General features: G+C 66.7%; 12 protein-coding genes and 1 other RNA gene. 9 read left to right on the top strand and 4 right to left on the bottom strand.

Translation table 11 applies throughout. The features are described from left to right. Positions 1-138: 138 nt before the first annotated feature. Entirely contained in the window at positions 139-765 is a 627-nt protein-coding gene (sspA, locus tag Q358_RS0103945) for a stringent starvation protein SspA (protein ID WP_027960860.1), read from the top strand. A 53-nt stretch (positions 766-818) separates the two neighbouring features. After that, positions 819-1,304, top strand: a complete 486-nt coding sequence (locus tag Q358_RS0103950) for a ClpXP protease specificity-enhancing factor (RefSeq protein WP_027960861.1) — start codon at positions 819-821, stop codon at positions 1,302-1,304. An 87-nt stretch (positions 1,305-1,391) separates the two neighbouring features. Here the strand turns inward: Q358_RS0103950 and Q358_RS0103955 are convergent, their stop codons facing one another. Genes Q358_RS0103955 through Q358_RS0103970 form a run of 4 tightly spaced genes read right to left on the bottom strand, consistent with a single transcriptional unit; the run spans position 1,392 to position 4,688 of the window. Further along, the gene (locus Q358_RS0103955; RefSeq protein WP_027960862.1) at positions 1,392-1,967 is read right to left on the bottom strand and encodes a BON domain-containing protein; all 576 of its coding nucleotides are present in this window, start codon (positions 1,965-1,967) and stop codon (positions 1,392-1,394) included. After that, positions 1,967-2,560 carry a phosphoheptose isomerase gene (locus Q358_RS0103960; RefSeq protein WP_027960863.1) on the bottom strand — a complete coding sequence of 198 codons (594 nt, stop codon included), beginning with the start codon at positions 2,558-2,560 and terminating at the stop codon, positions 1,967-1,969. The genes Q358_RS0103955 and Q358_RS0103960 overlap by 1 nt, the downstream gene beginning before the upstream one ends. 24 nt (positions 2,561-2,584) lie before the next feature. Beyond that, positions 2,585-2,953 carry a YraN family protein gene (locus Q358_RS0103965; protein ID WP_027960864.1) on the bottom strand — a complete coding sequence of 123 codons (369 nt, stop codon included), beginning with the start codon at positions 2,951-2,953 and terminating at the stop codon, positions 2,585-2,587. Further along, positions 2,937-4,688 carry a penicillin-binding protein activator gene (locus tag Q358_RS0103970; RefSeq protein WP_027960865.1) on the bottom strand — a complete coding sequence of 584 codons (1,752 nt, stop codon included), beginning with the start codon at positions 4,686-4,688 and terminating at the stop codon, positions 2,937-2,939. Before Q358_RS0103970 ends, Q358_RS0103965 begins: the two co-directional genes overlap by 17 nt. 51 nt (positions 4,689-4,739) lie before the next feature. On the opposite strand from Q358_RS0103970, the gene rsmI reads away from it, so the two are divergent. The 7 genes from rsmI to Q358_RS0104000 all read left to right on the top strand — a co-directional run bounded on the left by rsmI (position 4,740) and on the right by Q358_RS0104000 (position 12,009). After that, a complete protein-coding gene (rsmI, locus tag Q358_RS0103975; RefSeq protein ID WP_027960866.1) occupies positions 4,740-5,597 on the top strand; it encodes a 16S rRNA (cytidine(1402)-2'-O)-methyltransferase in 858 nt (285 codons plus the stop codon). 68 nt (positions 5,598-5,665) lie between these two features. Next, an RNA gene (gene rnpB, locus Q358_RS17920) (RNase P RNA component class A) lies at positions 5,666-6,018 on the top strand. A gap of 72 nt (positions 6,019-6,090) precedes the next feature. Then, positions 6,091-7,044 (top strand): 16S rRNA (cytosine(1402)-N(4))-methyltransferase RsmH, encoded by a 954-nt coding sequence (rsmH, locus tag Q358_RS0103980; RefSeq protein WP_027960867.1) that lies wholly within the window; start codon positions 6,091-6,093, stop codon positions 7,042-7,044. 10 nt (positions 7,045-7,054) lie between these two features. Further along, entirely contained in the window at positions 7,055-7,378 is a 324-nt protein-coding gene (ftsL, locus tag Q358_RS0103985; protein ID WP_027960868.1) for a cell division protein FtsL, read from the top strand. Further along, entirely contained in the window at positions 7,375-9,096 is a 1,722-nt protein-coding gene (locus tag Q358_RS0103990; protein ID WP_027960869.1) for a peptidoglycan D,D-transpeptidase FtsI family protein, read from the top strand. The genes ftsL and Q358_RS0103990 overlap by 4 nt, the downstream gene beginning before the upstream one ends. 43 nt (positions 9,097-9,139) lie before the next feature. Then, on the top strand, positions 9,140-10,645 hold the full coding sequence (locus tag Q358_RS0103995; RefSeq protein ID WP_027960870.1) for a UDP-N-acetylmuramoyl-L-alanyl-D-glutamate--2,6-diaminopimelate ligase: 1,506 nt from the start codon (positions 9,140-9,142) through the stop codon (positions 10,643-10,645). Beyond that, positions 10,642-12,009: a UDP-N-acetylmuramoyl-tripeptide--D-alanyl-D-alanine ligase gene (locus tag Q358_RS0104000; RefSeq protein ID WP_027960871.1), complete on the top strand. Its 1,368-nt coding sequence runs from the start codon at positions 10,642-10,644 to the stop codon at positions 12,007-12,009. The genes Q358_RS0103995 and Q358_RS0104000 overlap by 4 nt, the downstream gene beginning before the upstream one ends. Positions 12,010-12,013 lie beyond the last annotated feature (4 nt).

The following is a 12,013-nucleotide window of genomic DNA, read 5'->3' on the forward strand; positions in this document are numbered from 1 at the left end:
CGACCCGGGTGAGTGACTGCGGGGGCGCAGGGCCATCGGCCATGCGCCCCCGTGTTGTTTGTATCGGGTAAAACGCTTCCCCGCGGAGTGGGTCCCGCGTGTTACCATGGTTGTTCGATTTGATGCGAGGATTGTTTCATGGGTGTAGTGGCCAAGCGGTCGTCGATGATCTTCTATTCCGGTGGCGCCGATCATTGCAGCCACCGTGTGCGTATCGTGCTCGCCGAGAAGGGGGTGGCGGTGGACATCGTGGAGGTCACGCCGGATCAGCCCCCGGCGGAGCTCGCCGATCTCAATCCTTACAACAGTGTGCCGACCCTGCTGGACCGTGACCTGGTCCTGTATGAGTCAAAGGTGATGATGGAGTATCTGGACGAGCGCTTCCCGCACCCTCCCTTGCTGCCTGTCTACCCGGTAGCGCGTGCCCAGAGTCGGCTCTGGATGCATCGTATCGAGCTTGAATGGTGCCCGCTGGTGGAGAAGATCGAGCAAGGCCCCAAGAAGGAAGCGGACAAGGCGCGCAAGGAGCTGCGTGAAAGCCTGGTGGGTATTTCCCCCATCTTCGAGGATATGCCGTACTTCATGAGCGAGGAGTTTACCCTGGTGGACTGCTGCCTGGCACCGATCCTGTGGCGTCTGCCGGCGCTGGGCATCGAGCTGCCCGAGAAACAGGTGGCGCCATTGCTCGAGTATATGGAGCGCGTCTTCGAGCGTGATGGCTTCAAGGCCTCGCTGAGCGAGCGCGAACGCGAGATTCGCAGCTGATACACTTCCCCGGCCGTCGATCGTATGGTCGGACAATGCAAGAGGGTCAGACGATGGACTCCCGTCATCCTAGCCTATCCAGTCGTCCTTACCTGGCCAGAGCCCTATTCCAGTGGTTACTGGACAACGACCTCACGCCACATCTCGTGGTCGATGCCGAGCATCCTCAGGTAGAGGTGCCCCGGCAGTTTGTACAGAACGGCCAGATCGTTCTCAACCTGTCGCCGAGTGCTATCCGTGATCTCGCCATGGAAAACGATGCGATCAGCTTCGAGGCTCGCTTCGGTGGCCAGCCCATGCGGGTGATGGTGCCGAGTGATGCCCTGGTGGCCATCTATGGTCGTGAGAACGGTGTGGGCATGGTCTTTGGTCATGAGCCGGTGATGCCCCAGCCTGAGGAGGCGAGCGACGAAGCGTCTCCGGCGCTTTCCGAGGTCGAGACCGATGAGGATCCTGCACCGGAAGAAGGGGCAGGCGAAGAGGGAGAGGGCCCCCGTCGCCCGAACAAGGGCAGGCCTTCCCTGCGGGTCATCAAGTAGGTCGGCATCGGGCGTTGTACAGCGCAAAACGGCAGGCTCGAGGCCTGCCGTTTTTGCGTTGTGAGTTTGCCACATGACACAAGTGCATCAGTCCAGGTAGTCGAATACCTTGACGATGCGCTGCATGCCGCCCAGTTGTGAGACCGCCTGGACGACACGGTCGGCCTCGGCGCGGGTCAGGATGCCCATCAGGTAGACGGTGGCGTTCTCGGTGACCACTCTGATGCGGCTCGAATCGATTGCCTCGTTGGCCGCCAGGTGGGTTCGGATGCGGGTGTTGAGCCAGGTATCGGAAAGCCGCTGGCTGGCGGGCAGGTTGCCGGCGATGGTCAGCTCATTGTGGACAGTGCGAACGTTGCGTACCCGGTCTGCGATGTCGGTGGCCTTGTCCTTCAGCGCTTCGCTGGGTACCTGGCCGGTGAGCAGTACCAGGCCACTGTAGCTGTCGACGTTGATTCGGGCGTCATCGAGGCGGGCGTCGATGCGACCCAGGTTGTGGGAGATCTTGGTCTCGATACTCTGGTCTTCGACCTGGTCACCGCTGGTTCGCTCGCCGTAGTTTTCATCGATGGTGCCCTGATGCGTCACGCTGGTGACGGTGGAGCAACCGGCGAGACCCAGGGTGGCGAGCAATAGCAGTGCGCTCAGGGAGGGACGTGTCATCATTCACTTGCTCCAAAGAGTTGTTCGTCGATCAGGTCGCAGAGGCAGTGGATCACCAGCAGGTGCACCTCCTGGATGCGTGCGGTAGAGGTCGCAGGCACGCGGATTTCGCAGTCGTCCTGGCCGAGCAGCGAGGCCATGTTGCCGCCGTCGCGCCCGGTCAGTGCCACTACCGTCATGTCACGGTCATGAGCGGCCTGGATGGCCTGGATGACGTTGGCCGAGTTGCCGCTGGTAGAGATCGCCAGCAGGATGTCGCCGGGCTGGCCCAGGGCGCGTACCTGCTTGGAGAATATCTCATTGTAACTGTAGTCGTTGGCAATGGAGGTCAGAGTCGAGGTGTCGGTGGTCAGGGCCAGGGCGGGCAGGCTGGGGCGCTCTCGCTCGAAGCGGTTGAGCAGCTCCGAAGAGAAGTGCTGGCTGTCGCCGGCGCTGCCGCCATTGCCGCAGGCCAGGATCTTGCCCTCACTGACCAGACACTGGACCATCATCTGGCTGGCGACCTCGATAAAGGGCGGCAGCACTTCACTGGCATAGGTCTTGGTGTCGATGCTGGCGTTGAAGTGGCCGAGAATGCGCTGCTGGAAATCCATGCTGAGTCGGGTTCCTGTGGCGAGTTAGTAGGCATCGAAGGCATTGACCACCCACTGGATGTCGAGTTCGGGTGACGTGCCGGTGACGGCAACCACATCGAAGCGGCAGGGACATGATAGCCGGTTGCGGTGGAGATAAAAACGCGCGGCTCGCACCAGGCGCCGCTGCTTGGTGGCGGTGATGGTCTCCAGGGGGTGGCCGTGGCGGGTGTCGGCGCGGTGGCGCACCTCGATGAAGACCAGGGTCTCGCCGTCGCGCATCACCAGATCCAGTTCGCCCCCCTTGGCGTGCTGGTTGGCGGCCACGGCTTTCAGGCCACGGTCGGCCAGCCAGTTCGCGACGAGGCGTTCGACAGCCTCGCCGCGGGCGCGGGCGTCACGGGGCCCGTTCATCACCGAAGACGCCGAGAGTCAGTACCGGCTGGGGGACGCCATCCACGAAGCGTGCCCAGGGCAAGGTCCGCTGGAGGCGACCATCTTGCCCCAGGCGCAGGGTGCCGGTAGCCCCGCGCAGCTCGCTACCCGACACCAGCTGGAACTGAGGCAGTCGGCGTGCCAGTTCGAAGGCGTCGACCCCCATGGCACTCAGGCGGAACAGGTTGGGATCCGTCTCTTCATGTAGCGCGTGGTAACTGGCGGTAAAGGCCAGGGCGTCCTCGCCACCTGCCGCGGCGTCGGGGATCTGCCAGGGGATATCCAGGAAGAGTACGTCATCCAGGTCACTGTCGAGACGGGGGGTGAGGCGGCCGCTGAACAGGTGTGAGGTCGCATACACCGGCAGGTTGCCGGCTCCGTAGTAGTCCAGGGTCGGCGGCACCTGGCGTGCATACTCGGGCAGCGCCAGCATGAAGAGAAGGTCGGGGCGGGTCTCGGCGATGGCGCGTCGAGTGCTCTCGGTGGCGGCAGCCCCCGGATTGTAGCGTACCGCCTTGGTGACCTCGCCTCCCAGGGCGCGCCATTCGTTCCAGAAGGCTTCGCCGACACGGCGCCCCCAATCGTTATCAGGCACCAGCAGGGCGGCGCGGCGATGGTCGTCGGCCCAGGCGCGGCGGGCGGCCTGCTCGGCTTCATGCTCGGCGGACAGACCATACTCGAAAAGCCCATCGGCCTCGTTGGTGGCGGCCCTGCCGTAGTTGAGGGCCAGGGTAGGCAGTGGCACCTGACCATGCTGCTCCAGCTCACTGACCCGGTCCTTGTCGAGGGGGCCAATCACGACCTGGGCGTCACGGTTCTTGGCCTTTTGATAGAGCGATTCGAGGTTGCCGGAGGCGCTATCGATAAAGCTGAGGCGAATGTTGGTGTCATCCGAAAGGTCGTGCCGAGTCCGAATTCCGGCTCTGATGGCTTCGGCAATGCGCGAGAGTGGGCCGGATTCGGGCAGCAGTACGGCGATGCGCTGCACCTCCTGGCCGCTCAGCTCACGCAGGGCGATAAGGTCCGCCGGCAGGCGTCGAGCCGCCGGATGACGCGGGTGGCGATCGCGCCACTCATCCAGGCGCACAAACAGACGCTCGATGTTGCCGTCTCCGTTGCGTACCGTCTCGCTCAGTTCGACCCAGCCGCGGGTCAGGGCGTCTCCCTGTTCGCCGAGTCGTGCGAGCGCAGGCCTGCCGAGATTGCCCAGGGCACTCCAGATCGGGTCGTTGAGCGCTTCGTCGTCGGCTGCTGACTGGACCCTCAACAGAGCCCGGGCCGCGGCAAGGGGCTCGTCGACCTGGAGCAGTGCCATCCCGCGCTGTTCGCGCATGGCCAGCGTCTGGCCGCGGTTGAGGGCGAGGTCATCGAGGTTCTGGGTGGCCTGGATCACCGCCTGGGGGTTGCCCTGGCTCTCGCCGAGGTCGGCCAGCAGGAGTGCCCAGCGTGCGAGCTGATCACCGGAAAGGCGGGTGCTGTCGATCTGGCGAGCGATCTCGAGGGCCTGGGTGCGATTACCCTGGCGTGCTAGGATGTCCGCGGCGTCCAGCCGTGAGCGGGCGGCCTGGGCGGGTTCCTGTTGCTGGGCCTGTTCCAGCAGCGTGGCGGGATCGTCATCCAGGACGCGCTGGACGACCCCCGGCTGGTAGGCGCAGCCGGCCAGCAATAGCGCGAGAAGCGCAGTGGCCAAGAGGCCGCGTGAGAGTGTGCGCATGAACCCTTCCTTTTTTCATCCGTCGTATCGGGAGCCCGCCGAGGAGGCGACGTGTCAGAACAGAACTTGGCCGTATTGTACGTGGTCGCCACGCCGATTGGGAATCTGCAGGACCTGAGCCCGCGCGCGGTCGCGGTGCTGGGCGAGGTGTCGCGGGTCGCCGCCGAAGATACTCGGCACACTGCCCGCCTGCTGCGTTATCTGGGGTTGCAGGTGCCCATGTTGTCGCTCCATGAGCACAACGAGGCGGCAAGAGTCGAGCAGATAGATGCCTGCCTGGCCGCCGGCGAGTCGGTGGCCCTGGTGAGTGATGCGGGGACGCCGCTGATCAGCGACCCCGGCTTCGTGCTGGTGCGTGAACTGCGTGATCGGGGGCGGCGCATCGTGCCGATCCCCGGTGCCTGTGCGCTGGTGGCGGCCCTCTCGGCCGCCGGATTGCCGACCGATCGCTTCACCTTCCACGGTTTTCTGCCGGCCAAGAGCGGAGCGCGCCGGGCGCAACTGGAGGCGTTGGCGGCGCGCACGGAGACCCTGGTGTTCTATGAGTCCCCTCATCGCATCCGTGACACCCTGGCGGATATCGGGGCGGCGCTCGGCGAGCGAGACCTGGTGTTGGGGCGGGAGCTGACCAAGACCTTCGAGACCTTTCTGCAGGGCAGCGCCCTCGAGCTGGTCGCGCGCATGGAGGATGATCCGAACCAGGCGCGCGGCGAGTTCGTGGTGATGGTAGCCGGTGCGCCGCGCCGCGAGAAGGGGAGCGGCGGTGAGGTGGAGGGAGAGGTCCTGCTGGCGGCGTTGCTGGCCGAGGGTGCCGGCGTCAAGCAGGCGGCGGGCGTGGCGTCCCGGGTGCTGGGCGGAGCCCGCAAGGCCTGGTATGCCCGCGCCCAGGCGCTGAAGGATGCCGGCTAGCCTAGCCGGGGACTATCCCTGAGAGGGAGTTGTTGAGAGGGTGCCGGGCCGCTGGTATCCTTGCCGCGGGAGTCGGCCAGACAGTCGCCGCCGGAGAGATCCGGGGGAGGAAAGTCCGGGCTCCACAGGGCAGAGTGCCAGGTAACGCCTGGGCGGCGTGAGTCGACGGAAAGTGCAGCAGAGAGTAGACCGCCTACGTCTCCCACGGGAGGCCGGTAAGGGTGAAAGGGTGCGGTAAGAGCGCACCGCGCGCCTGGTAACAGTGCGTGGCAAGGTAAACCCCACTCGGAGCAAGACCAAATAGGAACCCCTTGGCGTGGCCCGCGCTGGGTTCGGGTAGGTTGCTCGAGGGTCGTGGTGACGCGACCCCTAGATGAATGACTGTTCTCGACAGAACCCGGCTTATCGGCCGGCTCCCCCCGTTTTCAGGAAGACACCGGATTTCAGACCGGCGACGGCGCCTTCCGTCGCTTCACCGTGGATCGAGAATCGCATGCGCTACGCCCCTGATACACCCCCGCGGGGGTTTTGCCACGCCAGCGTCCTGCTCGACGGTGCGGTCGATGCCCTGGTCCATGACCCCGATGGTGTCTATCTCGATGGCACCTTCGGTCGTGGCGGCCACTCGCGAGAAATTCTCGCGCGCCTTTCGTCCGCGGGCCGCCTGCTGGCCATCGACCGCGACCCTCAGGCGATCGCCGAAGCCGCCGCCATCGATGATCCGCGCTTTACCATCGAACAGGCCGAGTTCGCCCGCCTCGCCGAGGTGGCCCGTGCTCATGGGCGGCATGGGCACCTGGCCGGGGTGCTCCTCGATATCGGCGTCTCCTCCCCGCAGCTCGATGACCCCGAGCGTGGCTTCAGCTTCCTGCGCGATGGTCCGCTGGATATGCGCATGGATCCGACCCGGGGAGAAAGCGCCGCGGCGTTTATCGCCCGGGCCGGCGAAGCCGAGCTGGTGCGAGTGTTCAAGGAATATGGTGAAGAACGCTACGCCCGGCGTCTGGCCAGGGCGATTCTCGAGCGCCGCGGTGAGCGTCGTTTCGAGCGCACTGCCGATCTGGCGGAGGTGGTCAAGACGGCACACCCCGCCTGGGAGAAGCACAAGCACCCCGCGACACGGGTCTTTCAGGCGCTGCGTATCCAGGTCAACGGCGAGCTCGACCAGCTCGATGCGGCCCTGGAAGCGGCCCTGGAGGCGTTGGCGCCAGGCGGACATCTGGTGATCATCAGTTTCCACTCCCTGGAGGATCGCCGGGTCAAGCGCTTCATTCGCCACCATGTGCGTGGTGATACCCATCTGCCCCGGGGCATGCCGATTCGCGACGAGCAGCTCGAGCGTCGCCTCGAGGCGCTGGGCAAGGCCCGGCGGCCCGGGGAGGCGGAGGTCAAGGAGAACCCTCGTGCCCGCAGTGCGGTGATGCGGGTGGCTCGCAAGCGCTATTGAAGGAATCGGCATGACACAGGGAAGGTCTTTTACCGCTCGTCTCGCCTGGCCCACGGCTCTGCGCCTGAATCTGCGTGCGTTGCTGGTGGTGCTGCTGGTGGTGGCCTGCCTGGGCAGTGCCCTGGCGGTCATCACGGTCAGTCACCTGACTCGCGAGCAATATGCCGCGTTGCAGCGCCTCGAGCGTGAACAGCAGCAACTCCAGACCGAGTGGGGGCAGCTGCTGCTCGAGGAGAGCGCCTGGTCGTCGCCGGCGCGCATCGAGCGGCTGGCCATGGAGCGCCTGGAAATGCGTCTGCCCGGCGTGGACGAGGTCGAGGTGATTCGACCATGAGTACCGAGGTTCGCAGCGGAGTTTCATCTCGCCGTCGCCCCCCTGGCAGCCCCATGGGACGGCTACGCTACGGCGTGATGCTGGGGCTGGTCCTTCTTGGCCTGGGCCTGCTGGTCGGGCGGGTGGTCACCCTTCATGTGGTCGATCGACCCTTCCTGAAGGGGCAGGGAGACGCCCGTACGCTGCGCACGGATTCGCTGCCCGCCCACCGCGGCATGATCGCCGACCGCCATGGCGAGCCGCTGGCCATTTCCACGCCGGTGGTGACCCTGTGGGCCAATCCCCAGGATGTGCCCGAGGACCCCATTCAACGTGTCCAGCTGGCCTCGGCGCTGGACATGGACCTGGAGGCCTTGAATGAACGCCTGGCGCGCTACGCCGAACGCGAATTCATGTACCTGCGTCGTCAGCTGACACCCGAGGCGGCCCAGCGAGTCCTGGATCTGAGGGTGCCCGGTGTCTATCGTCAGGATGAATACAAGCGCTATTATCCGGCCGGTGAGGTGGCCGCCCAGCTACTCGGGGTGACCAACGTCGATGACAAGGGGCAGGAGGGACTCGAGCTCGCTTACCAGCCGTACCTGGCGGGCACTCCTGGGCGGCGTCGTGTACTCAAGGACCGGCGCGGGCGCCTGGTGCGCGACCTCGAGGTACTTCGCCCGGCCAAGCCCGGCGGTGAGTTGACGCTCGCCATCGACCAGCGACTCCAGTACATGGCCTATCGTGAGCTCAAGGCCGCGGTGGCGGAGCATGATGCCGACGGTGGCGTCGTGGTGATGCTGGACGCCCGCACCGGCGAGGTGCTGGCCATGGCCAATCAGCCTTCCTACAACCCCAACAACCGCGCCGGCCTCGATCCCCAGGGGCTGCGCAATCGCGCCATTGTTGACCCCTATGAGCCGGGTTCGGTGGTCAAGCCCCTGGCGATGGCGGCGATGCTCGATGCCGGCGGGCTTTCGCCTAACACGGTGGTGGATACATCCCCCGGCTGGATGCGTATCGATCGCTTTACCATCCGTGATTTTCGCAACTATGGCGATCTCGACCTCCCCAGTATCCTCATAAAGTCTTCCAATATCGGCATGTCCAAGCTGGCGCTGCGCTTCGATGAGCCGATCGTTCCCCAGCTCTACCGTCGCCTGGGCTTCGGGCAGGCGCCGGGAACCGGCTTTCCCGGCGAATCCACCGGCGAGGTGCCGGCTCCGGTACGCTGGTCGAGCAGCCAGTGGGCGGCGCTGGCCTACGGCTATGGCCTGTCGGTCACGCCGCTGCAGCTGGCCAGCGCCTATACCGCCATCGCCAACGAGGGGCGCCTGCTGCCGCCGTCGTTGTTGCGTCTGGACGAGCCCGTTGCGGGGGAGCCGGTCATTTCTCCAGAGGTGGCGCGCCGAGTGCTGGACATGATGGATCAGGTCGTCGAGCCGGGCACCGGCGCCCGGCGCGCCGAGGTGCCGGGTTACCGGGTTGCCGGCAAGACAGGCACGGTGCGCAAGACCAACGCCAGCGGCTATCAAAAGAACGCCTATCGTGGCTTCTTCGTGGGGATTGCCCCGGTCAGCAATCCGCGCATCGTGATGGCGGTGATGATCGACCATCCCCGCGGTGACTCCTATTACGGCGGTGCGGTGGCCGCACCGGTATTCTCCAGCGTTGCCGGCAGTGCGCTGCGGCTGCTGGATGTCCCGCCTGACCAACATGACGTCGCGGAGACCGAATGACGCTACCCTTCCCGATCAACGACGGCTTGAAGCGAGTCCTTTCATGACCATCGCCATGTCCCATCTTGACGCTATCCTGACCCGGCTCTGGCCCGGCTGTAAGCTCGCCTCGCTGCCAGAGGGAGATACTCGACTGCAGACCGACAGCCGGCGGGTGGCCGCCGGCGATGTCTTCGTCGCAGTGCCCGGTGTGATGGTGGACGGGCGCGACTTTATCGACAGGGCCCTGGCGGGCGGCGCATCACGCGTGCTCTGCCACTCGGGTGACGATCGCGAGGGCCCCGATGACCCTCGCGTGGTGCCACTCGAGGGGTTACGCGAGCGCCTGGGAGAGCTCGGCCGCCTGCTCCATGGCGTGCCTGACTCCCTGGAGCTGGTCGGCGTTACCGGTACCAACGGCAAGAGCTCGGTGACCTTCTATCTGGCGGAGTTGAGTCGGGCGCTCGGCGTCGATGCCGCCGTGGTCGGCACCCTGGGTAACGGCCGCCCGGGAGAGCTGGTCGACGCCGGCCTGACGACGCCGGGCCCCCTGGCGCTGCAGGCCGCACTCGCCGAGCTCGCCCGCGATGGCGTGGCCCGCGTGGCCATGGAAGTCTCTTCCCATGCCCTGGAGCAGGGGCGCCTCGATGGCTGCCGGGTCGGGACCGCGGTCTTCACCAATCTGACTCGCGACCATCTCGACTACCACGGCAGCATGGCCGCCTACGCGGCCGCCAAGGCACGGCTGTTTCGCCGGGACGAACTCGATCTCGCCGTGGTCAATGGCGATGATCCCCTGGCAAGGCTGATGCTGGCCGGCCTGCCTGAGGGGGTAAGGGTGCTGGCCACCGGTCGCGATGAGGCCGTCACCCTGCGTGTGCTGGAGTGCCGGCCCCATGCCAGTGGGCAGCGGGCCCTGATCGCGACTCCCCGGGGCGAGCGCGAACTGGAGCTGCCCCTGGTGGGGCGCTTCAACCTCGACAATGTCCTGCTGGCCATGACCACGCTGCTCGGCCTGGGACACGACCTCGAGGCGCTGCTCGCGGCGGCGGCGACCCTGTCGCCGGTACCCGGCCGCATGGAAGTCCTGGCCAGGCCGCCCGGGGCGCCCAGTGTCGTGGTGGACTATGCCCACACGCCGGACGCCCTCGACAACGCCCTGGCGGCGCTGCGTGATCATCTCCCCGGGCGCGGGGCGCTCTGGTGCCTGTTTGGCTGTGGCGGTGATCGCGACCCCGGCAAGCGAGCCCCCATGGCCGCCGCCGCGCAACGCCATGCCGACCGTTTGGTGATCACCGACGATAACCCGCGTGGCGAGGACCCGGCATCGATCCGCGAGCAGGTACTGGCCGGGGTGAGCGAGGCGGCGAGGCCCCGGGCCCGGGATATTCCTGGGCGCGCCGAGGCTATCCGCCAGGCCCTGGCCGAGGCGGGTTCCGACGACGTCGTGCTGATCGCCGGCAAGGGCCACGAGACCTATCAGGAGATTGCCGGTGTCCGCCATCCCTTCGACGACCGTGAAGTGGCCGTCCGGGCGCTTCAGGCTCGTGGTCAGGGGGAGGGCGCATGACGGGCCCGGGACCGACGACCCTCGCCGCGATAGCCGAGGCCCTGGGTGTCGAGCCTTCTGGCGGTGACGCGCCGGTGGCGGCGGTGGTCACCGATACACGCCGCGTGTCGCCGGGGGCGCTGTTCGTCGCCCTGCGCGGCGAGCGATTCGATGCCCATGATTTCGTGGCCAGGGCGCGGGAGGCGGGCGCCGTGGCCGCCGTGGTCGAGAGGGCGGTGGAGGACTCGCTGCCCCAGCTGATCGTGGCCGATACCCGTCTCGCCCTGGGGCTGCTGGGCCGTGCCTGGCGTCGCGCCTGGGGTGGCCCCGTGGTCGCGGTGACGGGCAACAGCGGCAAGACCACCGTCAAGGAATTGCTGGCCACCATCCTCAATCGGCAGGGGCCGACCCTGGCCACCCGGGGCAACCTCAACAACGATTTCGGTGTGCCCCTGACCCTGCTCGAGCTGGCACCGACCCATCGACAGGCGGTGATCGAGCTGGGCGCCAATCATCTGGGCGAGATCGCCTGGACGGCGCAGCTGGCCGAGCCCCGGGTCGGACTGATCACCAACGTGACCGGCGCCCATGTGGGCGAGTTCGGGGGCATGGGGCAGATTGCCCAGGCCAAGGCCGAGATTCTCGCGAGCCTGCCCGCCGATGGCGTGGCGGTGCTCAATCGTGACGATGCCTATTTCGCCACCTGGGCTCGCCTCGCGACGCCGAGAGAGGTGCTGGACTTCGGGCTGGGCGAGGGGGCCCGGGTCACGGCGTGTTCGCTGGTCCCCGACGCCTTCGGACGCTATGCTTTCACGCTTGTCGTCGACGGCTGCCGGCTGGGTGACGTCAGGCTGCGTTTGATGGGGCGGCACGGCGTGGCCAATGCCCTGGCCGCGGCGGCGGCGGCCCTGGCCATGGGGGCGACCGCGGGGGATGTGCTGGCGGGCCTCTCGGCGGCCGAAGCGATGCCCGGCCGCCAGGATGTCGTGGCCGGCATCGGCGGGTCTCGAATCATCGATGATAGCTATAACGCCAACCCCGGCGCGGTGAAGGCCGCGCTCGAGCTCCTGGCTACTCTGCCGGGTCCTCGCTGGTGCCTGCTGGGCGCCATGGGAGAGTTGGGAGAGGCGTCCGCGGCGTTGCACGCCGAGATCGGACGCCACGCACTGGAACTGGGGATCGACTTCCTGGGCACCCTGGGCGAGGCGGCGCGCCCCGCCAGCCATGCCTTCGGCGAAGGCGGGTGCCATTTCGACGACCGCGAGGCGCTGGTGCGCCACGCGCTGGATCATCTTCCCCCCGGCGCCAGCGTGCTGGTCAAGGGGTCGCGCAGTGCCGCCATGGAGAACGTGGTGACGGCACTGCGCCAGGACACAACACGGTGAACGT

The sequence above is a fragment of the Halomonas halodenitrificans DSM 735 genome, assembly GCF_000620045.1.
GTDB classification, from domain to species: Bacteria; Pseudomonadota; Gammaproteobacteria; order Pseudomonadales; family Halomonadaceae; genus Halomonas; species Halomonas halodenitrificans.

What these genes read in the sequence shown, in the direction of transcription:
- sspA (WP_027960860.1), top strand. Translation starts at nt 139, where the DNA reads ATGGGTGTAGTGGCCAAGCGGTCGTCGATGATCTTCTATTCCGGTGGC.
- Q358_RS0103950 (WP_027960861.1), top strand. Translation starts at nt 819, where the DNA reads ATGGACTCCCGTCATCCTAGCCTATCCAGTCGTCCTTACCTGGCCAGA.
- Q358_RS0103955 (WP_027960862.1), bottom strand. Translation starts at nt 1,967, where the DNA reads ATGACACGTCCCTCCCTGAGCGCACTGCTATTGCTCGCCACCCTGGGT.
- Q358_RS0103960 (WP_027960863.1), bottom strand. Translation starts at nt 2,560, where the DNA reads ATGGATTTCCAGCAGCGCATTCTCGGCCACTTCAACGCCAGCATCGAC.
- Q358_RS0103965 (WP_027960864.1), bottom strand. Translation starts at nt 2,953, where the DNA reads ATGAACGGGCCCCGTGACGCCCGCGCCCGCGGCGAGGCTGTCGAACGC.
- Q358_RS0103970 (WP_027960865.1), bottom strand. Translation starts at nt 4,688, where the DNA reads ATGCGCACACTCTCACGCGGCCTCTTGGCCACTGCGCTTCTCGCGCTA.
- rsmH (WP_027960867.1), top strand. Translation starts at nt 6,091, where the DNA reads ATGCGCTACGCCCCTGATACACCCCCGCGGGGGTTTTGCCACGCCAGC.
- ftsL (WP_027960868.1), top strand. Translation starts at nt 7,055, where the DNA reads ATGACACAGGGAAGGTCTTTTACCGCTCGTCTCGCCTGGCCCACGGCT.
- Q358_RS0103990 (WP_027960869.1), top strand. Translation starts at nt 7,375, where the DNA reads ATGAGTACCGAGGTTCGCAGCGGAGTTTCATCTCGCCGTCGCCCCCCT.
- Q358_RS0103995 (WP_027960870.1), top strand. Translation starts at nt 9,140, where the DNA reads ATGACCATCGCCATGTCCCATCTTGACGCTATCCTGACCCGGCTCTGG.
- Q358_RS0104000 (WP_027960871.1), top strand. Translation starts at nt 10,642, where the DNA reads ATGACGGGCCCGGGACCGACGACCCTCGCCGCGATAGCCGAGGCCCTG.